This window comes from Streptomyces sp. NPDC020489 (genome assembly GCF_044386545.1).
GTDB lineage: Bacteria > Actinomycetota > Actinomycetes > Streptomycetales > Streptomycetaceae > Streptomyces.
Map to the genome: position 1 here is coordinate 1 of NZ_JBIRUZ010000028.1, position 19,887 is coordinate 19,887.

Sequence of the window (19,887 nt, forward strand, 5' to 3'; positions counted from 1 at the left end):
CGTGGACGGCCGCGAGCGAACCGGCCAGGGACGGGATCACGAGGTCGAGGGTGCCGGTGCCCGGGACCACGACGGTCTGCTCGTCGAGCGCGTCGTTCGCCACAGCGCGGCACGTTCGTCCAGGGACGCCGGCAGCCGCGACACTCCGATGGCACGCAAGAACTGGCCGAGTACGTCCAGCGGGTCGACCGGAGCCTTGAAGCCGCCGAGGTCGGCGAACGCCTGCCCATCGGGAAACAGGTGGCGTTGGGTGTGCGCGAGGCGCACGGCGAGCGCGGTCTTGCCCATCCCGCCCAGGCCGGTGATGCCGACGACCGGAGCGTGTGCGGCATCGCGCAGGGTTGAGGTCAGTTCCTCGATTTCTGCGCGGCGTCCGGTGAACACTGCCGAATCTGGGGGGAGTTGAGCCGGGACCGGCGCGCTGGCCGAGGCCGGCTCACGGTCTGCGAGGGCGTGCGGATCGTCGCCCTCGTGCAGGATGCGGCTGTGGAGGGAGCGAAGAGCGAGCCCGGGGTCCACGCCCAGTTCTTCGCGCAGGAGCTGCCGTGCGTGCTGATAGGCGGCCAGAGCCTCGGCTCGGCGGCCGGCATAAAACAGCGACAGCATGAGCTGTTCGTGGAGGTGTTCCCGCAGCGGGTGCTCCATGGCGGCTGCCCGGATTTCGGATGTCAGACCTAGGTGCCCCCCGGCCTCCAGCTCAAGGTCGAACACCTCCTCCAGGGCGGCCAGCCTCAGCTCCTCCAGCCGGTCACGCTCAAGGTCGAAGAAGGGGCCCCGGACGCCCGACAGGGCCGGTCCCTGCCAGGTGCTGAGGGCCTGGCGCAGGAGATCGGCGGCATGCGCCGAGGCACCGGCGCGGCGCGCCGTGTGAGCCTGTGCGATCAGTTCGCGGAACCTGCGCAGGTCGACCTGCCCGTCATGAACCGTAAGCCGGTAGCCACTGCCGGTGGATTCGATGGCCGCCATGTCGCCGAGAATCGGCCGCAGACGATAGATGTAGGTGCGAATGGTGCCCCGAGCGCCTCGAGGCTCTCCCTCACCCCACAAAGCGTCGAGGATCGCTTCGGTCTCCACTGGACGCCCTTCATGCAGAAGGAGCAGCGCGAGCAATCCACGTTGCTGTGGGGATCCGAGGTCGATCTCCTCGTCCCGCCGCCAGGCACGGACAGGACCGAGAACTGCAAGACGCATCACGTGACCGATTATGAACCGGTGTCGTACCGGGTTTCACATCGGCAACCTCAGCTGCGCATGGCCGATCCTGCACGCAGTCTTGCCGCAGGCCACCGCCGCGGCCTGCGGGAGAGCGTGGCGTGGGTGACTTCGGCGGTCCGCGACGCAGTCGACGGCGGGCTCGCGGACGATGTCGCCGTCGTTTGGCCGGAGTGCCCTCAGGAGACTCAGCGGCACGTCAGTTCGGCATTCCGGCAGGGCCACGGAGCCGGGACTGCTCCGCGTAGCCGCCTGCCGCGCTCCGGTCTCGCCTATGCAGCCACTCGGAGCGCCTCGGCGGCAAACTCAACCATCCAAGACCGGCCACCACCACATTCCGGGCGGTCAAGCGGGGCAGCCCCAGCTTGCCCGCCCGGCGGTACCCCCTCGATCTGACTCGGTCGAGGGCCCGCACCGAGCCATGCCCGGGCCAGAGCAGGTCTGAGCAGGGTGGACACCACGGCCAGGTGCAGCCCTCGTGCGGCCGTCACGAAGGGTCGGACGCGAGCGCTTCCTTCACGGCGGTGAGGCCGGCGGCGTGCGGGACGATGGGCCGGTAGCCCAGTTCGGTCACCGCTTTGTCCGTGCGCAGCGTGCACGGCTGTCCGATGAACCACCGCGCGGGTACGGGCACCACCCGGGCGGCGGTGTCGGCGTCCATGTCGGGGATGGGCGTGTCGACGCCGTACAGCGAGAAGAGCGTCTCCAGGAATTCCCGCAGGACGACGGGGTGTTGGTCGGTGACGAAGTAGGCCTGACCTGCCCGGCCGTGCTGCCATCCGCGTATCAAGCCTTCGACGGCATTGTCCACGTACGTCACGTCGGTGGTATGCCGGCCGCCGTCGATCCAGGCGAACTCCCCGGCCTTGGCCGCGGCCGCCAGGCCCTCGGTCAGGCTGCTGTCGGGGCCCCAGACAAACCGCGGCCGTATGGAGACGGTGGTGAAGCCCGGTCCGTCAGCGTCCAGCACGATCTGCTCGGCGACGGCCTTCGCCGAGCAGTAGGCGGCTTCGGAGTCCGGCCGCAGTGGTGCGGTCTCGTCGATGTCCACCAGCGGTTCACCGGCCAGGAGCGCGGACTCGCTGCCGCAGTGGACGAAGGTGGCGACCCCTGCGGTACGGGCTGCTTCGACAGCCGTACGGGTGGCAGCGACCGTCACCCGCTCGTGGCGCTCGCGGTCGGCGGTGATGTCCGTCTCGGCGGCGAGGTGGAACAGCACCTCACTGCCTGCCACCGCGTCCTGCCAGGTGGCCGGCTCCGTCAACTCGCCCTGCACCGGCTGCGCGCCGAGGGCCGCCACCTTGCCGGCCGCCGCTTCGCTGCGGACCAGCGCGCGGACCGCATGGCCATCACGGATGAGTCGACGGATCAGTGCGCGGCCGATGAAACCCGAGCCACCGGTGACGAATGTCTGTGCCATGGGAGCCTTCTTCCTCATGTGTGACGCTGCCGTCCGCCGCGGACGGAAGCCATGTGGTGTGCAGCTATCACGGGCGGCCCGATGTTCCCTCGAAGTCATGCATGAATCGACGGTCTGCCATAGAGAATATGGATGACTCTCCTGCCCATCGCCACCAGCCTGACGCGGACCTCGCGCTCACAGGCCGTGCCGCTGACCCGGAAGGGTCGAGGGGCCCCTTGTGGGGCTTGCAGTGGGCGAGACAGGCGCAGTGGACCGCAGCGTGCGCCGACGCGCGCAGGGCGTGGCATCGTACGGTCACGCCACGGTCGAGCACGGCCCGCTCGGCCGAATCCCGATCGGCGGTGGCGAGGAGGCCGTGGGGACAGAGTCTGCGCCTGTTTCGTCAAAGAGGGCCGCGCCCCACTCCCCTCTGCGTGCCTTCAACCAGCCGCAAGGCAACGATGCGACGAGCAGCCACGCCTCGGGTTCTGCCCGCCTGCCCGCTTGCCCGCGCTCACTCGCCCGCGACCACGACTCCCGCGTCGAGCTGCCTCTGCACGCTGCGGGGCACCCGCACTCCCTGACGGCGCAGCCCCGAGACGAACCGCGCGACGAGCGGATCGGGTTCGGCGGAGGTCACCGCCATCAATTGCCTGGTCCACCGTGGTGTGAAGGATCGGACCACGCCTGGAAAGCCCGCACTGACCGCACTCACCGGACAGACCGCGACGCCCAGCCCGGCGGCGGCGAGTTGAGGTGCCGCGGCAGAGACGGACGTCCGCATGACCGCCTCCGGGTGGACTCCGGCCCGGGCGAAGCACTGGTCGAGCCATGCGCCGAGGGCGTTGTCCGCCGTGAAGTGCACGAGTGGCGCACCATCGAGGTCCTGGATCCGCAGTGCGGCCCGTTCGGCCAGAGGGTGGCCGGTGGGTGCGGCCAGCACGATCTCCTCCTCGGCGACGGCACTGACCTGGAAGCGGTCGGATGGAGGGTCCGCCAGCACCACGACGTCCACATCGTCGGACTCGATCAGCCTCAATGCCTCGTCCATGAGGGCGAGTTCACGCAGAGCGACAGTCACGTCCGGGTGGCGTCGGCGCCAGTCGCGAAGCACTGGGGCGAGCAAGGCGACGGTGAGGCTTTGCGCGCAGCCGATCCGCAGTGACCCGCCCCCGGCTTCTCCCACTGCCCGCGCCGAGCGCACGGCGGCGGTGGCCGCTTCGACCGCCAGCCGGGCGTCCGCGACCGCGACCCGCCCCGCGGCGGTGAGCTTGACCCCCCGTGCCTCGCGACGCAGCAGGGCCGTGCGCGTCTCGCGCTCCAGTGACGCGATCTGGTGGGACACGGCGGGTTGCGAGGAGTGCAGCAGCGCAGCGGCCTGAGTGATCGATCCGGTGTCCGCGACAGCGACGAGGCATTCCAGCGCGCGAAAAGAAGGCATCCACAGATGCTATGTCTGTGCTTCGGCATATCAATGTTTCGAGGGGGAAGGCCCGGGGGCGGTCGAGGAAGCCCCTGGACACGTCAACCGGTCCCGATACCCCGCCCTGACCCAGGACTCCTCCATCGCAGAGCAGGCCGGCCGAACGCTGGGGCGCCGTCGGCCGAGGAGCTACCGCTGCGGGAGGTCAGCCCGTCAGCGCTGGGACGCGTCCCACCCTCCCGGCAGCCGCCAACAGCGCGGCCGGCACGGTCCGTTGCAGGTTCACGATGGCGCCCCATGAAGTGGTGTAGCCGGGCCCGGTCCCGGAACGCGCGGGTGTCTGCCCGGGGCGTGCATCCGCTGGCGGTGCATGCTCCCTGAACAAGGGCAGGCCATCGCGCAAGTCTCCTTGGTGAACGGGCAGTTCGACCGGAGGAGCACGCGATGGCCTTGTCCCAGTCTGAGCTGATGCGGGCCTCCGAGGCGGCGTCGTCGGCCGAAGCCGCGTCGGCCGTGGTCTGGGCGAGCTGGTCTGCTGAGTGCTGATCGGCGAACATGCCGCTCAGCATGGCAGGGACCTACGGGGTGTCCGGCCACGTCGTCAACACCGTGCCCCTCTGTTCGTCGGTGAGGGTCACGCGGGAGCCGGCCTGGCCGCTGCACTCACCCACCCACAACCTGAACTTCTCACGCGCCACGCCCTCCACACCCCACCAGCCATGCCGCGCGGGTGCACTGTTGAGGATCAGTGCGACGTGGTAGCGGTGCAGATCATCCATGAGCTTCGTCCCGCCAGCCGCCTGCGTCGGCGAACAGCCGCATCCGCGGCGTGCGGCCGGTCTCGGCCGCCATCTCGGCGACGACCTCGCGCAGGTCGGCGAGGATGCCCTCCGCCGTGGTCGGCATGCGCGGCGAGGGCTCCATCACGGTCAGGCCGTGCCCGATACAAAGATCCGCCCAACGCGCCCCCTGGTCGGTTGCGACCACGCGGGCCATCGCGCCGGTCTTCCCGCAGACGGCGCAGAGATACGGAGGCCGGTGGGCGATGCGCGCGTGCACCTGCCGTGAGGTGGGTGATGCGGGCGCCGGCGGCAGTGCGGCCACCTCGACGCCGGTCTGCTTCAGCAGCTCCTCGAGGCTCATGGGGTCCACGCTTCATCCTGGGGTGCTGGGGTGCTGGGGTGCTGGGGTGCTGGGGTGCTGGGGTGCTGGGGTGCTGGGGTGCTGGGGTGCTGGGGTGCTGGGGTGCTGGGGTGCGCGGGTCAGGCTACCTCCTATAATCGAACGTGTGCACGATTCAGCCCCGTCTAGACTCGTTCTGCTCCGTTTCCTGGAGCGGGTGCAGGAGAGGGATCTTGCCCGTACCCGGCGGTGGATCGCGGATGAGGAGCGCCGCGAGGCCGAACGCCAGCACGGCATCGTGGCCAGGCCGCCGGCGCCGGACTGGTTGATCGAGCAGAGCCTGAACCGGGCCACACCGCCGGTGTACGTCCACGTGGGCGGCTGCCATATGGCGGGCAAACGGTCCAAGGGCGTAGCGCGGGAGCAGGCGGTGCGGGCGCTCGCGGAGGGCGTGGATCCATGTTCACACTGCCGCCCCGACACCGATCTGGGCATGCTCGACTGACAGCCAGTCCCCTTTCGGCGGATGACTGCGCAGCCCTGTGACCTGCATGGTCGGGTCTGTGGTCGGGGGCAGTGCGGGCCGTGTTCGCGAGGGATGCTCAGGCGCTCTTGCGTGGCTTGCGGGCCGTCTTCTTCGCGGGAGCCTTCTTGGCGGCGGTCTTCTTCGCGGCGGGCTTCTTCTTCGGCAGCTGGTGCACGTCCGCGTCCGCTTCCTCGCCTCGGGAGACCTTCGCTTTCTGCACGGACTCCTGCAAGGCGGCCATCAGGTCCAGCACCTGCCCGGGCTGCTCGGGCTCCGGCGCGTCGGGCAGAGGCTTGTCCTCGCGTTTGGCCACGATGACCTCGGCGAGGGCCTCGGTGTAGTGGTCCCGGAAGTCCGGGCCGGTGAGGTCGTCGACGGCCAGGGTGTCCATGAGTGTCAGTGCGCCGTCGATCTCGTCGTCGGTCAGCTCGACGGTGGGTGGGTCGACGATGGACGGGTCGCGGATCTCGTCCGGCCAGCGCATGGCGTGCAGCACGATCACGTCGTCCTTCACGCGCAGCATGCCGAGCCTTTCCCTGCCGGACCACGCGTACTTGGCGATCGCCACCTTCGACGATCGGCCCAGGGCCTGTACAAGGAGTTCGTAGGGCTTGGCCGCCACGGTCCCGTCCGGGGAGAGGTAGTAACCCTCGCCGATCCGGATCGGGTCGATGCTCTCAAGGGGCACGAACGCGGCGATCTCGATGGCCTTCGCCGTCGGCAGCGGCAGATTGCTCAGGTCCTCGTCCGTGATCGCCACGACTTGGTCGCGTGCGTACTCGTATCCCTTGCCGATCTCGGCCTGGGTGACCTCGCGGTCCTCGAGCTCGCACACCTTCCGCACGCGGACCCGGCCCATGTCCTCCAGGTGGTACTGGTGGAACTGGATCGAGTGGTTCTCGGTCGCCGAATGCACGTGAATGGGCACCGTGACCAGGCCGAAGGAGATGGCGCCGCTCCAGATGGTTCGGGGCATGGGGGACCTCCGTGACAGCCCCGAGTGGCACCAGGCTATGAGTGCGGGGGGTGTCTCGCATGGCGTGCCGTGGTCGCTGACGTTTACCAAGGCCTTTCGGGAGATCGTCCATCGACGGCCTGCCCGGCGCCCATCCGGAAGTCGACTGGCAGCAACTGCGTGCGGTGCGCAAGGGCCAGCGTTCGCCGCTGGCCGTGCTCGCGAGGAGACCGGAAAAACTTGCCCGCGTCGCCTGCGTTGCCGTCCGCGTCGCCGTCCGCCACCCGGATCCCTCACCCGGCTGGCGGCCCCGGCACCCCCTGGTGACGCTGGGACGGCATCCCTGTCCGGCTCGCCCGCCCGAAGGAGTTCTCATGCGCACGCTGCCGTACGCCCTGCTCACCGCCGTGGCCCTGACCGCGCTCGCCGCCCCCGCCCGCGCCGCGGCGCTGCCGGCGGACGTCACCGCGAGCCAGTGCATCGCCGGCGGAGGCATGATCATCATCTCCGCCGTGGGGGACGGCTCGCCCTGGACCAAGCGCTGCATGGGCGGCATCCACGACGGCCAGACCGTCGTCTGACGCCCGAGGCGGCGCCTCGGCCGAACAAGACAAGCGCTTACCCCATCGAAGACGGAATATGGGGCGGAGAGGGGAAACCGGAAGCCGCCCATCCATGCGCTCACGGAGGTCGCCAGGAACCAGGAGACACCCCGTTCGTCCGATCTTCCGCAGCCGCTCGGGCCGTCGCCTCGGGTCTGCGGCACCTGCCCGGCGCGGAACAGGTCGGCAAGGTCGCCACCGACGCCCTCGACCGGATCGGCGCGGTCTCGCCGCGCGGACGCCGGATGGCCGTCTACGCCGGTGCCGGCGTGCTCGGTGTGGCCGGAGTGGTCGAGTGGCCCGTGGCGCTGACCGGCGCCGCCGTCGCTTGGCTCACCCAGCCGCGGCCCGGACCGCGCTCGACGGCACGGCGCACGACGACGCCGCGAAGGCGGGCCTGTCCGGGCTCTGCGCACCGAAGTGGGTTAGGCGCGTATTCGGTCGTGATCAATGTGCGGTTCGGGTGAGGTCCTTGATCCAGATCATCGAGGCGCGCAGGTGGAGGCCGGCGAGGTAGCTTCCCGGGGTCTTGTCGTACCGGGTGGCGATGCCTCGCCAGGCCTTCAGTTTGTTGATCAGGCGCTCGACGGTGTTTCTCTCCTTGTAGAGGTCGGCGTCGTGGCCGACCGGACGGCCGCCCCTGGACCCCTTCTTCTTCCGGTTGGCGGCTTGGTCCTTCTTCTCCGGGATGACTGCTTTGATGCCGCGTCTGCGCAGGTGGGCGCGATTGCCGCGGGACGAGTAGGCCTTGTCCCCGGCTACCGCATCCGGGCGGGTGCGGGGGCGGCCGACGGAGCCGCGGACCCGTATCTTGCCTAGCACGGGGATGAACTGCGGGCTGTCCGCGGCCTGCCCCGCGGTCAGCGCGAAGGCGAGCGGGCGGCACCTGCGGTCGCGGCGAGGTGGACCTTGCTGGTCTGCCCGCCCCTGGAGCGTCCCAGCAGGGCGGCCTTCAGCCGGAGCCTTCGCCGGCGCCGGACGGCTCGCTGTTCCTTGCGTTCGGGATCGCCTTCGGTGTCCTGCCCGTTTCGTTCTTCGGCGCCGCCCCTTTGACCTGGCCTTCTCCTCCTCGGCGGCGGCCTTCTCCAGCGCGGTGACGACGTCCTGGTCCAGGTGCATCCCGGCGGTGTCATGGTGGGTCCGCGCGGTGGTGGAGTCGACACTGACCAGCGACAGGTCCACCTCGCCCCGCTTCGAGGCTTCCGCGATCAGGCCCTCCAGCAGGGCCTCGAACACGCCGGCGTCACGCCCCTGCCGGAAGCGGTTGTGGACGGTCGACCAGGCGCCGAACTCCTGCGGCATCTCCCGCCACTGCCCGCCCGTCTTGAACCGCCAGATCACGCCCTCGAACTGCTGCCGCAGCCGCTCGGGATACGGGCCGTACTCCCCGATGGGCAGGTACGGGCCGATGAACGCCCACTCTTCGTCCGTCAGTTGCGCTCGCGTCACACAAACGATCTGCCGGATCGGGCCCCGCCACGAGGGCGAATCCCGCAGATTGATCAGAACTCGATACGCGCCCTCGTGCGGTCGGCGGAGCAGACCGCCGCCGGCAACGTCCAGGCTTCCAGCATCTTGGTGGCCGCCGACACAGTGTTGACGCAGTCGGAGAAGACGGCCTTCGTCCTCACCAGCCTCTACGGGCTGCCCTCCGACCAGATCGCGGAGATCATGGCCGTGCAGCCCGGGACCGTGCGGACGATGATGGCCCGAGCGCGGCGGAAGCTGCGCAGGCACGTACGGGCGACGTCCCCGGCCGTGCCATCAACGCTGCGTTCGGCGGCATCTGGCAGCTGGACACCTGCTGCCGAAGCATCGTGATCAACCGATTGCAGAAGAAATCGTGTGTGCCCGGACCAACTGGTCCGGGCACGCTCGCGTGTCTTGAGCTCTCGAGCCCGGCTATACCGACGCCGGAGGATTTCGCCTTTCAGACGGTCTGGCCGACACGGCTGATGCGTTCCTGGGTGTAGAGGAAGAGGAGGTTGACGTACTTGCGGAACAGCAGCGGGTTGGCGCAGCACACGGCGGCCAGCGAGGGCACACCCTTGGTGGTGGTCGGGTAGCGCCCCTCGTCGCCATTCGGGTCGCGGCGGTGCATGTCCCGGATGAACTCCACGATCAGGTGCCGGTCGTCGCCGGGGGCGAACAGGTCGTCGTCGCTGTCCTTCAGCCGCTTCAGCAGCTTCCCCAGGTCGTGGCCCCTCGCCCCCGGTCCGATGATGGCCTTCAGCGAGAGCTCAGCCAGCTGCCGGGCGAGGAAGAAGGCCGGCTGCGGGATCCCTGCGTCGATCAGCGCGATGGCGCCTCGGTGGAACTCACCGAGTGTTTCCTCGGACGCGTTCGCGCAGTTGACGCGGGACAGGCACAGCGCGTCCGGCCACTCGTGGTCAGTGTCCATGTCGCCGAACGGGCTTTGATAGGTCATGCCGGACATTCTGCACCGATGATGTACCCGGAGGCGCCCGGTTTTCCGGGCTCCAGCGGTCCCTGACCAGTCGCGCGGCTCCGGCCGCACCATCGGGGACCCGGCCGGGCGGATGACGGCTGAGGCCGCTGCCGAGGTGATCGAGCACCTGGCCGTCGCCGCCGGCCTTTCCGGCGACTGGTCCGGGCACTCCCTCCGCCGTGGCTTCGCCACCGCCGCCCGGGCCGCCGGACATGACCCGCTGGAGATTGCCCGGGCGGCTCGGGATGGTGCTCAGCGGTCCGCGCGGTCTGTGTGCCACCGTTTCGCTGTGTCCCTCGCGAACGTCTCTAGCCTCGTGCTCCGAGGGTGCATGTAGACGTAGCGGTCTGCGGCACGGATCTGAACAATGTTGAGGTCGTTGACGGTGGCCCGGGGAATGGTGCCGACCAGGTTCTCCCGGCCCAGGGCCAGCAGGTGGCGGGGGCTGATGGGCAGGACGATGGAGTGGGCGTCGTTGAAGGCCATGTTGTATGCGAAGGGCTTGGTGTCCGTACGCACGGACACGCCTGGGTTGTCGCCGACCAGGAACTGCCCGCTTTCCGGAGTCAGCACCTCCAGACGCCACTTCGCCGCCTCAGTACGCACCTTGTGGAACATGCCCTCGATGCTGGTGCGGAACAGCTTGCCGTTCTCGAACTCTTGGGCAACCTCGGACTGTTTGATGAGACGCTCGGCGAAGGCACCCAGGGGGCCCGAGCCGTCCAGGTGGAGCCTGGTCTGCCGCAGCGCCTCTCGACGGAGCTGCTCCGGATACTGCCTGATGAGCTGACCGCGGAGCTTCACGCTCACAGTCTCGAACGCGTTGGTGTACACATCGCGATAGCGGTACGACCGCACATAGTGGAGCACGACCAGGTCACGCAGAGCCTCAACGTGCCCCGGGTCGGCGAACGGCGTGCCGGCGCGTACTGCCTCGAAGGCAGCGTGGGCGCGACTCTCCACGGAGTCCCACAACTTCTCGGCAGACGCGGAGTCGAACGCCACGAAGGTGTCGGCCCAGCCGCACGTCCGTGTGCTCGCCAACTTGGTCCGACGTTCAGGGTTGCGTACATCAATGGGACGCAACTGGAGGCCGCTACCTTCCGGCCCGGCTGTGGTGAACTGCTTGAGCAGGACCTGCGAGACGAGGTGCTGCCGACGTATCTGAGCTGCCTTCACTCTCCAGATTCTGGCAAGCGCCCGATGCACAGGGCCAACGGTTTGACGCCCGCCGCGCGGCTCCGCCGTCCGGCACCGACAGCGAGCGACTGAGCCGCCCCCGCCTGCCTCAGCGCCGGTTGAGCCCGAGCGGGGCTCGCCCGGCGAGGTCACCGCACTGTCCCCGCACAGCAACGCTGCGACGAGTCGTGTCGGACCCGACACGCGGGGACCCTGCGCGTCATCGTCGCCGAATGACGCGGGCGACGATGCCGGGGATGGCGGCGAGCGCGCTTATGACGGCGGAGCCTACGCCCAGGGGCTGCGCGAGACGCGGATGCTCGCGGGTGAGGTAGATGGCCGCACCGGTGATCAGCAGCCCTACCACCAGGGCGAGGAGGAGCACTACCAGGCGAAGGTCCTGGTGGTCGCGGTCCTGAGGACGGGAGTCGTCCGTGTCGGTGGTCATGCGAGGTGAGTTCCTTTGCGGATCGGGCGCACAACAGCAGCGCCCACGGGCGGGCGCGATGCTTCATGTAGCGGGTCAGGTGACTTCCAACGTGTCTGTTCCGGAGCGGCGTTGGTGCGCCGTACGGTTGCCGCTTCACTGCCATTTGAGCGGACGGGTAGCAGACCGACCGGACGAAGGTGGGGGGTCTCTAAAACCGGTCCGCGACCGGTGCGGGCGCCGCTACCTTCGCGCCATGTCTTCCAGCGACGGCCCCAGCGCAGCCGACCAGCAGCTCATCGATCACGCGGCGCGTCACGATCTCACCATCACCGCCAAGCAGCTCGCCGGCTGGCGGAGGGCCGGACTCCTGCCGGGAAACATTCCAGGCGGAGGCCTCGGCCAGGGTCGCGGCAGTACGTCCACGCCGCCGCCCGAGAGCTTCGACCTGGTCGTGGCGCTCGGCCGCATGGCCGGGCGCGGCAAGCGGCCGGCGGACCTGGCGTTGCTGCTGTTCGCCGAAGGGCTCCCGGTACCGGAGGCGACGGTGCGCGCCGCCTTCCGTGCCGCCGTTGACACCACCACTCTTCCCGATGAGGGTGATGGCGCGGACGACGGCCTGGACCTGGACGAGCGGCTGGATCGCCTCTCCCACCAGCTCCCCGACAGCGGCCAGACCGTGACCCTTGTCCCGGCCCGGGCACGCCGCATCGATGAGCGCATCACCCGCGCCCTCGGTAAACTCCCCGCCGAACTTGCGGAGTTGGACCACAACTCCGAACCGCCGCAGCTCACACCGCAAGACGCCACACTGACCGCCGCGTCCGCGACCCTGGGCGGCTCCGTTCCCCTGCAGGACATCGGAGCTCTGCTGCGCGCCATGAGCCCGGGCATGCCGGCCAATCCGTTTGCCTCGCTCGTCGAGACCACCGAGGAGGACGTCCCGGAGGCCGCGGCCAAAATCATCGCGGACGACGGTTCACTGACCTTCATCCCCGACGGCGACGCCCGTGATCTCCTGCGGGCGTTGGCGGACACGGCGTCACTGAAAGACCTCGCGGCCGGCTGGCGCACTGCAGCCCAGGAACGGGAGTGGGCTCTGGATCTGTGCCAGCGGGTGGAGCGCGAGCTGGACGCCGGGCAGCACGGTGAGGCCGTAGAGGAATGGCTGCACGGCAGGATGCTGCTGTCCGGGGTCTCCGTCATCGAGACTTTGCGGGATCGCCGCTGGGCGCCGTCGAAGGGTGCGTTCTCGGCACTGATGCTGCTGTTCCAGTGCCAGATGTTCGTGTTGCTTGATGGTCTGGTGCCCGGCTGCCAGTGGCAGGTCCTTCAGATCCCAGGGGTGCTGCCGCCCCCCGTCCGTGACCTGATTCTCAGCAAGGTGGTCGGCCCGGAAGCAGCAGCGGGCGAAAAGGCCATCAGCTGAACCCAGCCCTTCACCGCGGGGGTTGATGCTGACACGACGGCCGCGGCGCCCTCGCCGAAGTCATCCTCCGCAAAGCCGCGGGCCGCCTCTCCCAACCGATACAGGGCACCGCACGCTGCGCACAGAACCGTCGCCCAGCCCTCGCTGCCGTTTCCTCCATGGTGAGAACAGGCCTGTCGTCCGCCGACTGCAGCCGCTGTGCGCTGTCGGCAGTCTGAGAGCGCGGTGGAGCCTGCCAAGGAAGTGGGCCGGGAACTGTTGCGATGCGCCAGGGCGAGCGGCCGCTGCGCTTCTCATCCGACGAGCACATAGCCCCGATCGGGGGAGGCGCGCTCACCCGATTCGGTACCCTCGGCGAGCGCGGGCGTACCACTGGCGTACCCCGTCGCGTTGCAGCGGCATGGACAGCACCTCTACCACCACGGGGCGTCTCTTGGGCCGTGCGGAGCACCCCCGGGCATACGCCGGCCTCGCTGGTCTGCACGGGATGCACCCGCCGATCTACGCCGCCCTGGCCGTCGAATGGCAGGCCAGGGGGCGGACCGTGCCGGGCCGGCCGGATCAGCGGTGGGCGGCCCTCATCGCTCCGCCCGTGATCGGGCGGCAGGCGAGCGTCAACTCCGGGAGGAGTATGGGGCGGTGGGACCGTGTGGCTGTAATGCCGCCCCTCGCCGAACCGGACGGCTGAGCGTCACTCCTGGATATGGGCGGGTCGTCCCGGCCGTCCGTGGGGGCCGGGCTGCCCAGCCGACGCGATGCGCGACGGCTGCTGTGGCCCCGGACCACGGACGGCCGTGAGGCGGAGTCGATCAGGGCGTTAAGTGTCCCGGTCGCCTGCAGCAGGGCCAGTTCCACGGCGGCGGGAGCGTACAGGATGCCGCTGCCGTCCGGCGGAACCAGCCAGCGCAGAGACCCGGTCGCCCGCTGGGGCGCCGGCGCGGCGATCCAGGCGCCCTGGCCGGCATAGCGGAGCCCGGAGCCGACCCAGAGGCTGGCCGGGTCGGGAGGCAGGAAGAACCCCACCCGGTGGGCGGCGAAGTCGGCCAGCGTGGGGCCGGGTTCCTGCCGGGGGGTACGCAGCAGGACGTCCAAGGCGAGCAGGCCGAGTTCCTCGGGCACGCTCAGCACGTCCCAGAACCGGCCGCAGGCCAGGACCGCGGTGCCTACCTCGCCGTGCCACTGCCGTTTGCACTCTCGCGGGTCGGTTGCGGCGGCGGCGAGCCATTCCGCTCCTTGCCTGGCGTCGGTTCTCATGGCGCGCTCTCCTTCGCAAGGGGACGGCGTACAGCCCCGCCCTGGGTCGAGGGCAGGGCGCAAAAATGTGCGAAATTCCGACGGTCTAGCCGGATTCGACGGGCTCATGTTGGTCGACATTTCTGTATGGCGGAAGGGGTGGCGCACCGTGGCGCTTTCGTGGCGCGACCCGCCGGGACATCAGCGCGCCCCGGTTCCGGCCGGGACAGAGCCTGCGACCCCCACCATCAAGCGATGGCTTTCCCGCCTCCGCACATGGCGAGGCCGACAGGGCGGCAGCCCCTGGTACGACCGGCGGCACACGTCACAAGACCCCCTGGCACCGCTCATCGAAACCGCGCAGCGACTCGACTACGGGGCCGGCCGGTTCACCGAACGGCAGGAGCACGACGACAATTGACTAGCGACTGCGAGATCGAGGGGCATCGGCGTGGTGGGGGACTCGGTTGCAGCTGTGGCGGCTGCTGCGAGGCACGCTGGACCAGGTCGCCGACCCGTACCTGCGCTCCGCTGCCGGGACCTGAGGACCTGCCTGCCGGCGCCGCTGCCCGGTGTCTCCGTCGCCAACGTCCAAACCGGTCCGGGGAGGAAGGGCCTTCCGGAGCAGAGGACGGTCGAGGAGATGGCGTACTGAACGAAGTTTCGAAGGAAGGGCGTGAACACCGTGTCGCCGGGCACAAGGGCTATCGCACCGAGGTCCTGGCGTTCGGAGTTGGTCGGGATCTACCCACCAAGGAACGAACTCAGGCCCTTGTGAAGCTCATACGCACACGCGCCTGAGCCGGAATTGACGATGGGGTATAGAATGATCATTCTTGGGCTTATTCTGCTGATCATCGGCCTGCTTGTCGGCATGGGGCTGCTGACGACGATCGGTGGCATCCTCATTCTGGTTGGCGCCATCCTGTGGATCCTGGGTGCGACCGGTCGCGCGGTCGGTGGACGCAAGCACTTCTTTTAAAGTCGGGGTGCCTCACCAGCTCTCTGCGACGAGTGACGTGTCTATGACTTGACTCCCTCCGTGTCGGAAAGTCCACGCCGTGAGGAGCTTCTGGACTACTCGAGGCCCGAACGAGGTGTGAGCCCGGCCATAGAGAGGAGCCCTTGGGCGGGGCCATGCGCCGGCCCCGCCCTGTCTCGTTGGCGATGGGTTTGCCCTGAGCCGGGCCCTGCCCGCCGGTCGTCGAGGGCAGAGCCTGGCTGCGGGGTGAGGCGGATGCTGCCGCATTGGTCTGCGAGATGCCGGTGGCGCTCTGTACGTCGTCGGGGGTGTGCCCCGGGAAAGCATCCCCGGAGGCCAAGGGCCGCTGGCGGTAGCCTGGTTGGTGGCGTACGGCGGCACGGTGCTGGGGACCACGGATGACGGATGCGGGGGCGTCTGACAGCGGCTAGGACCAGGTGTGGTTCATCAGCCATGCGGGTGCGGGTGCGGATCGTGCGTGGGTGGAGTGGATTGCCTGGCAGCTTCTGGACGCCAGCTCCTGGACGGCGGGCGCGGGCCGTACCGCCAGCGTGTCGGAGCCGCGTGATAGATCTGTCGCGTGGCCACATTCAAAGACTTCAACTTCAAGCTTGTTGTGATCGACGTGCTCATGTACGAGCAAGCTCTCCTCGCGCCTGCCTTCGATCTCGGTGCCCGCATGAGGGAGCGGGGCATCGACATACCCGCGGTGTACGTGTTGGAGAACGACATTGACGACGAGGTCCTCGACGAGTCGCGCACCTTCTTCGAGGAACTGGAGATCGGCGATGAGCTCCTGGCCGAAGTTGAGACGCTCTGCTTCGACGCCGGCCAGGAGATCTACCAGCACTGCGCTCCGGCCTGGGGCGGTGAGGATGACCTCTTCGACATCCGCTCTCTAGACGACCTCGCGTTGCTGCCGAACCTGAAGCGCGTCACTGCCGTGGACGACGGCACGCTGGTCGCACCGGGCAAGTGGGAGATCTTCGCGGCCCGCGGCATCGAGGCGAGTTGAGAGGCGGGCGGGGGAGTGACCGGGGGACGAGGGGAAGGCATGAGGTGCGTACTGCCGGCGTGAGGTCGTGTGTCGGCAGTCGGCGCTCGGCGGTCCACCCTGCCTGGGGCAGATCCACGTGCACAGCAACGAGGAGGTTTGCTTCCCCGAGCAGGGGGCGGCGAGCTCACGCGCCTGGCCGCCCGGCGGGTGCGGCTGCAAGGCCCCGGAGTTGAAGGCATTCACGACAGACCCGCCTCCTCCGCCCCCGCCGCCGGGGGCCGGTACGGTACAACTGGCCGAGGTCGGCAGGGCGTTCCTCGGCCTCGCACCGGGCGCGGGGGCGAACGTCGTCGAGCTGGCGGGCGGCGCGGGCGTGTGTGTAGTACAAGCTGGACGTGGTGGCGGCAAGGTGTACGTCGCACCGGACCGGACCGTCCTGTTCGTCCCGTCCTCCATGGACTTCGACACGGGCCTCGCGGTCTTCCTCGGCGGCGCACGCACCCCCGCGAGGGGGGTTTGACGACAGGCCCTAGCTTGATCTTTAACGTCCGGCGTCGAATAGTGCGTCGAACTTGATCACTCGGTCCGGTAACTGCCGTACGCGGAAGCGGCCTTCGGCTGAACATGTGTTCCGACCAAGGAACACACACCTTCAGCACGAAGGCCATGACATCGCGATGCCCGGCGAGAGCCGTTGGCGGAACTGTCATGCTTCCGGGGCGAGTTCTACTCCTGCCTGACCGCTCGTTCGGACGCGTTGTTCGAGCTGGCGGATGCCGTCTTGTGCAGCGACGGACCGGTGAGGTCGCTAGCTGAACTGTCGCTGGTAGGGGAACACCGCCGGGGTCACGGCGGGCTCTACGCCGGCCTGGCCCGCGGACGCATTGATGCCGACCGGCTGCGGCGGGCACTGGCCAAAGTGCCACTCCCGCGAACTGCCGACGGCGGGTTGGTCCTCGCCATCGACGTCACCTGCTGGCTACGGCCCGACGCCCACACCTCACCGGAACGGATCCTGTGCCACACCTATGGCAGAGGAAAAGATCAGCACATCCCCATCCCCGGCTGGCCCTACTCGGTCATCTGCGCGCTTGAACCAGGACGCAGCTCATGGACCGCACCGCTGGACGCGCTTCGTCTGGCGCCCGGGGACGACACCGCAACCGTCACTGCCCGGCAGCTGCGCGATCTGCTTCAGCGACTGATCCCCGCGGGACAGTGGCAGACCGGTGATCCTGACTTTTTCATCGTCGCGGACGCCGGATACGACGCACCCCGCCTCGGCTTCCTCCTGGGGACCTGTCCGTGCACGTGCTGACCCGGATGCGATCCGACCGCGTCCTGCGCAGGGCTGTCCCACCCCGGCTGCCGCACGCCCAGGGCCGGCCACCACGGCACGGAGACGAGTTCGTCTTCGGGTAACCCGACACCTGGGACACCCCGGACACCGAAACCGTCACCGACACCCGCCTCTAGGGCACCGCCAGGGCCCGCTCCTGGAACCGGCTCCACCCCCGACTGACCCACCGCTCCTCCTGGGCAACCGCCGATGGCACCCTCCCCATCGTCGAGGGAACGGTGATCCGCCTGGACATCGACCACCTGCCCAGCGGAGCAACCCCCAAGCCCGTCTGGCTGTGGTGGTCCGCCACCGACGCCACCCCGACAGACGCCGACCGCCTCTGACAGGCATACCTCCGGCGCTTCGACATCGAGCACACCTTCCGTCTGTTCAAACAGACCCTCGGCTGAACCTCACCGAAGATCCGCACCCCTGAAGCAGCCGACCGATGGACCTGGCTCATCCTCGCCGCCTACACCCAACTGCGGCTCGCCCGAACTCTGGCAGCCAACCTACGACATCCCTGGGAAAGACCAACCCCGCCAGACAGGCTCACCCCCCGAGTCCGCCGCGACTTCCGGCACATCCGCCCACAAGCCGCCTGCCCGGCCCAAGCACCAAAACCCTCCCGCCCCGGCCCCGGACGCCCCCCAGGCACAAAGAACACCCGGCCCACACCCCGCCACGACGTGCACACACTCCGCAAGACACCGGCGCCGAAGCAGCGAAGGAAGAAATCGACCACCCCACGGCCCCGCCGCACAGGTTAAAGATCAAGTTAGGGCGCCACGACATCGGCGAAATGGACTTGTGCATGCAGGCCTTCGACATGAAGGACCCCATAGCAGGGAAACCCCGCCTGCGATTCGACAGCGACCGCAACACGCCTACATGGCGCGCCCGCCAAGAAGGGGCCAAGTACCTCGCGGCCGGCGCCTTCCTCGCCCTGCGGAACGTTGCCGCTCACGAGGATGAGGTGACCTTGACCGAGCAGGAGGCGCTGGAACACCTGGCGACCCTGAGCGTCCTCGCCCGCTGGATCGAGCAGTGCACTGTGGGGCGCGCCGGCTAGACCCAGATGTCGTGTTCGCTGCGGTAGTGCGGCCCCGGCCGCCCGGCCTGCCGTGCGGCGAGGACGTGTTTGATGCCTGCGGCCCACGTGCCGAGCTGCAGGAGCTCCATGAGGTAGCGGTCCAGCTCGGACCGGCGCATCTGCAGCGTCCATCCCGGGGTCATCGTCAGACCGCCCGGAAGGGCCACGGACCGCAAGCGTTCCTGCTGGTGGATCTCCATGATGACCTCGCCCTGCTGGAGGTCCGCGTTGCCTGGCGGGCGGACCCAGCGCGCGTCCAGGCCGGCGGCCTGTAGCAGGCGGGTCGGTACGGGCCCGGAGGTCTCCACGGTCGCCACGGCGTAGTCGCCAATCAACCGGGCGCAGGCAACCGGATGCAGCGGGTAGTTCGCCCAGGGCACCCGCAGCGGGTTACGGGCCGTGCTGTCCAGGCTGGTGGCGTTGATGTTGTAGTCCTCCCGTCCGGCCGTGATCCCTGCCTGTTGCAGGGCGCCGTCGGCGGCGTGTTGAAGACGCTCGTTGAGCTGCGTGGAGGACATGCCTTGCTGGACGCATCCGTATTGGTCGACGACGAACAGAGCCCGGCTGCCGGGCATCGAAGTGGCGTAGATGCCGTCGGTTGCGGCCCGCTCCAGGGCGTCGCGCAGTACGTCCAGGTGGGTGCGCAGCGGCAGGTCCAGGTCGTAGAGGAGTTCTGAGGCGTTGTCGCCTGGCAGCGGGCCACCGTCAGCACAGCCGCGCGGGCCTGGTTGATCCGCCGTAGCTGCGCGCTCTTGCTGTTCTTCGGGTTGGTCTTGATCTCTTCCGTGCAGGGCGGGTTCACGCCGTCCCATACCGTCATGTCGCTGATGCGCAGGCAGTTGGTCAGGTCGTGCAGGAGCGCGAAAGCATCGTCCTCCTTGCAGGCCCTCTCGAAGTGTTCGTGTTCCGCTGTCAGGCCCGCCTTGCCGTACATCGGTCCGGGCGACAGGTTGCGGCACAGAGCGAGGATGAACGGGCGGTGGAAGCCGAAGACGCGCCAGGCCAGCGCGTCACCCACTGAGCGCAACTGGCGGGCCAGCCGCTCGCACACGTCGTGCTCGAAACGCCAGCTCGCGATGTCAGCGAGGTCGCGACCCGACTGAGGCTCCGGAGCCTCAGCATGTGGCCGCTTGCCGTTGCGCATCCGGGTAACGGCGCGCTTGAACTTGCACCGGTCCCTCTCCACCTCCAGCAGGCGCGTGAGCAGGGCACGTTGGAAATCGGCCCCGGCCTCCACCGTCTCGCAATCGCGGAGCTGCTGAATGAGCTGGACCAGGACCGGCTGCATCGCCTGACGCCGCGGGTGCACCATCATGTCGTCAGGCCGTAGGCGTCGGCATGGAACAAGCTCATCCGCTCAGTGTGACGATCACGAACGTCCCCTACATCCATTTCCCTAACCCCCGAAGCCCTACGTCCAGGGCAATAACCGCCCGCGCCGGCCGACTGGAAGAGGTGCGCTTCACCGGCATCGAGCACCTGGAGTTCGACCGGTAGACGTATTCGAACACTCG

General features: G+C 68.9%; 18 protein-coding genes and 4 pseudogenes. 10 read left to right on the plus strand and 12 right to left on the minus strand.

Translation table 11 applies throughout. The features are described from left to right. Positions 1-486 precede the first annotated feature (486 nt). The 5 genes and pseudogenes from ACH41F_RS41180 to ACH41F_RS41200 form a co-directional block, all read right to left on the minus strand. Positions 487-1,191, minus strand: a pseudogene (locus tag ACH41F_RS41180) (BTAD domain-containing putative transcriptional regulator); the annotation flags it as partial. 508 nt (positions 1,192-1,699) lie between these two features. Beyond that, the gene (locus ACH41F_RS41185; protein ID WP_398839796.1) at positions 1,700-2,632 is read right to left on the minus strand and encodes an NAD-dependent epimerase/dehydratase family protein; all 933 of its coding nucleotides are present in this window, start codon (positions 2,630-2,632) and stop codon (positions 1,700-1,702) included. A 496-nt stretch (positions 2,633-3,128) separates the two neighbouring features. Further along, positions 3,129-4,055 (minus strand): LysR substrate-binding domain-containing protein, encoded by a 927-nt coding sequence (locus ACH41F_RS41190; RefSeq protein ID WP_391245070.1) that lies wholly within the window; start codon positions 4,053-4,055, stop codon positions 3,129-3,131. Positions 4,056-4,615: 560 nt separating this feature from the next. Beyond that, positions 4,616-4,816 carry a hypothetical protein gene (locus ACH41F_RS41195; RefSeq protein ID WP_398839797.1) on the minus strand — a complete coding sequence of 67 codons (201 nt, stop codon included), beginning with the start codon at positions 4,814-4,816 and terminating at the stop codon, positions 4,616-4,618. After that, positions 4,809-5,180, minus strand: coding sequence for a hypothetical protein (locus ACH41F_RS41200; protein ID WP_398839798.1), 372 nt, complete (start codon positions 5,178-5,180; stop codon positions 4,809-4,811). The genes ACH41F_RS41195 and ACH41F_RS41200 overlap by 8 nt, the downstream gene beginning before the upstream one ends. A 145-nt stretch (positions 5,181-5,325) precedes the next feature. On the opposite strand from ACH41F_RS41200, the gene ACH41F_RS41205 reads away from it, so the two are divergent. After that, positions 5,326-5,664: a DUF6233 domain-containing protein gene (locus tag ACH41F_RS41205; RefSeq protein WP_391245075.1), complete on the plus strand. Its 339-nt coding sequence runs from the start codon at positions 5,326-5,328 to the stop codon at positions 5,662-5,664. A 97-nt stretch (positions 5,665-5,761) separates the two neighbouring features. Here the strand turns inward: ACH41F_RS41205 and ACH41F_RS41210 are convergent, their stop codons facing one another. Next, positions 5,762-6,661, minus strand: a complete 900-nt coding sequence (locus tag ACH41F_RS41210) for a Ku protein (RefSeq protein ID WP_391245078.1) — start codon at positions 6,659-6,661, stop codon at positions 5,762-5,764. Between the two features lie 353 nt (positions 6,662-7,014). On the opposite strand from ACH41F_RS41210, the gene ACH41F_RS41215 reads away from it, so the two are divergent. Beyond that, positions 7,015-7,221, plus strand: a complete 207-nt coding sequence (locus tag ACH41F_RS41215; RefSeq protein WP_391245081.1) for a hypothetical protein — start codon at positions 7,015-7,017, stop codon at positions 7,219-7,221. Positions 7,222-7,311: 90 nt separating this feature from the next. Next, positions 7,312-7,610, plus strand: a pseudogene (locus tag ACH41F_RS41220) (hypothetical protein); the annotation flags it as partial. A 79-nt stretch (positions 7,611-7,689) separates the two neighbouring features. Here the strand turns inward: ACH41F_RS41220 and ACH41F_RS41225 are convergent. Continuing rightward, a pseudogene (locus tag ACH41F_RS41225) lies at positions 7,690-8,691 on the minus strand (IS5 family transposase). Between the two features lie 129 nt (positions 8,692-8,820). Here ACH41F_RS41225 and ACH41F_RS41230 point away from each other — a divergent pair. After that, positions 8,821-9,063 (plus strand): sigma factor-like helix-turn-helix DNA-binding protein, encoded by a 243-nt coding sequence (locus tag ACH41F_RS41230; protein ID WP_391366214.1) that lies wholly within the window; start codon positions 8,821-8,823, stop codon positions 9,061-9,063. Positions 9,064-9,172: 109 nt separating this feature from the next. Here ACH41F_RS41230 and ACH41F_RS41235 read toward each other — a convergent pair whose 3' ends face one another. From ACH41F_RS41235 to ACH41F_RS41245, 3 genes are all read right to left on the minus strand, one after another. Then, positions 9,173-9,670 (minus strand): hypothetical protein, encoded by a 498-nt coding sequence (locus ACH41F_RS41235; RefSeq protein WP_391245089.1) that lies wholly within the window; start codon positions 9,668-9,670, stop codon positions 9,173-9,175. A 273-nt stretch (positions 9,671-9,943) separates the two neighbouring features. Further along, on the minus strand, positions 9,944-10,870 hold the full coding sequence (locus tag ACH41F_RS41240; RefSeq protein ID WP_398839799.1) for a DUF4238 domain-containing protein: 927 nt from the start codon (positions 10,868-10,870) through the stop codon (positions 9,944-9,946). Between the two features lie 220 nt (positions 10,871-11,090). Continuing rightward, positions 11,091-11,318: a hypothetical protein gene (locus ACH41F_RS41245; RefSeq protein ID WP_398839800.1), complete on the minus strand. Its 228-nt coding sequence runs from the start codon at positions 11,316-11,318 to the stop codon at positions 11,091-11,093. 235 nt (positions 11,319-11,553) lie between these two features. Between ACH41F_RS41245 and ACH41F_RS41250 the strand changes: the two genes are divergently transcribed. Further along, complete coding sequence (locus ACH41F_RS41250; RefSeq protein WP_398839801.1) at positions 11,554-12,726, plus strand: hypothetical protein; 1,173 nt, start codon at positions 11,554-11,556, stop codon at positions 12,724-12,726. 561 nt (positions 12,727-13,287) lie between these two features. On the opposite strand, the gene ACH41F_RS41255 is transcribed toward ACH41F_RS41250, so the two are convergent. Further along, a complete protein-coding gene (locus tag ACH41F_RS41255; RefSeq protein ID WP_391245101.1) occupies positions 13,288-13,980 on the minus strand; it encodes a hypothetical protein in 693 nt (230 codons plus the stop codon). A gap of 805 nt (positions 13,981-14,785) precedes the next feature. Between ACH41F_RS41255 and ACH41F_RS41260 the strand changes: the two genes are divergently transcribed. The 5 genes and pseudogenes from ACH41F_RS41260 to ACH41F_RS41280 all read left to right on the plus strand — a co-directional run bounded on the left by ACH41F_RS41260 (position 14,786) and on the right by ACH41F_RS41280 (position 18,352). After that, positions 14,786-14,941 carry a hypothetical protein gene (locus ACH41F_RS41260; RefSeq protein WP_010059700.1) on the plus strand — a complete coding sequence of 52 codons (156 nt, stop codon included), beginning with the start codon at positions 14,786-14,788 and terminating at the stop codon, positions 14,939-14,941. A gap of 580 nt (positions 14,942-15,521) precedes the next feature. Continuing rightward, positions 15,522-15,956, plus strand: coding sequence for a DUF6892 domain-containing protein (locus ACH41F_RS41265; RefSeq protein ID WP_391245104.1), 435 nt, complete (start codon positions 15,522-15,524; stop codon positions 15,954-15,956). A gap of 118 nt (positions 15,957-16,074) precedes the next feature. After that, positions 16,075-16,458: a hypothetical protein gene (locus tag ACH41F_RS41270; protein ID WP_391245106.1), complete on the plus strand. Its 384-nt coding sequence runs from the start codon at positions 16,075-16,077 to the stop codon at positions 16,456-16,458. 174 nt (positions 16,459-16,632) lie between these two features. Further along, a pseudogene (locus ACH41F_RS41275) lies at positions 16,633-18,050 on the plus strand (NF041680 family putative transposase). Positions 18,051-18,094: 44 nt separating this feature from the next. After that, positions 18,095-18,352 carry a TIGR02391 family protein gene (locus ACH41F_RS41280; protein WP_391245109.1) on the plus strand — a complete coding sequence of 86 codons (258 nt, stop codon included), beginning with the start codon at positions 18,095-18,097 and terminating at the stop codon, positions 18,350-18,352. On the opposite strand, the gene ACH41F_RS41285 is transcribed toward ACH41F_RS41280, so the two are convergent. Continuing rightward, complete coding sequence (locus tag ACH41F_RS41285) at positions 18,349-19,185, minus strand: hypothetical protein (protein WP_391245112.1); 837 nt, start codon at positions 19,183-19,185, stop codon at positions 18,349-18,351. The genes ACH41F_RS41280 and ACH41F_RS41285 overlap by 4 nt on opposite strands. Positions 19,186-19,887 lie beyond the last annotated feature (702 nt).

Coding starts and splice junctions, on each gene's coding strand:
- ACH41F_RS41185 (WP_398839796.1), bottom strand. CDS start 2,632: ATGGCACAGACATTCGTCACCGGTGGCTCGGGTTTCATCGGCCGCGCA.
- ACH41F_RS41190 (WP_391245070.1), bottom strand. CDS start 4,055: ATGCCTTCTTTTCGCGCGCTGGAATGCCTCGTCGCTGTCGCGGACACC.
- ACH41F_RS41195 (WP_398839797.1), bottom strand. CDS start 4,816: ATGGATGATCTGCACCGCTACCACGTCGCACTGATCCTCAACAGTGCA.
- ACH41F_RS41200 (WP_398839798.1), bottom strand. CDS start 5,180: ATGAGCCTCGAGGAGCTGCTGAAGCAGACCGGCGTCGAGGTGGCCGCA.
- ACH41F_RS41210 (WP_391245078.1), bottom strand. CDS start 6,661: ATGCCCCGAACCATCTGGAGCGGCGCCATCTCCTTCGGCCTGGTCACG.
- ACH41F_RS41215 (WP_391245081.1), top strand. CDS start 7,015: ATGCGCACGCTGCCGTACGCCCTGCTCACCGCCGTGGCCCTGACCGCG.
- ACH41F_RS41235 (WP_391245089.1), bottom strand. CDS start 9,670: ATGACCTATCAAAGCCCGTTCGGCGACATGGACACTGACCACGAGTGG.
- ACH41F_RS41245 (WP_398839800.1), bottom strand. CDS start 11,318: ATGACCACCGACACGGACGACTCCCGTCCTCAGGACCGCGACCACCAG.
- ACH41F_RS41250 (WP_398839801.1), top strand. CDS start 11,554: ATGTCTTCCAGCGACGGCCCCAGCGCAGCCGACCAGCAGCTCATCGAT.
- ACH41F_RS41255 (WP_391245101.1), bottom strand. CDS start 13,980: ATGAGAACCGACGCCAGGCAAGGAGCGGAATGGCTCGCCGCCGCCGCA.
- ACH41F_RS41260 (WP_010059700.1), top strand. CDS start 14,786: ATGATCATTCTTGGGCTTATTCTGCTGATCATCGGCCTGCTTGTCGGC.
- ACH41F_RS41280 (WP_391245109.1), top strand. CDS start 18,095: ATGCAGGCCTTCGACATGAAGGACCCCATAGCAGGGAAACCCCGCCTG.
- ACH41F_RS41285 (WP_391245112.1), bottom strand. CDS start 19,185: ATGGGACGGCGTGAACCCGCCCTGCACGGAAGAGATCAAGACCAACCC.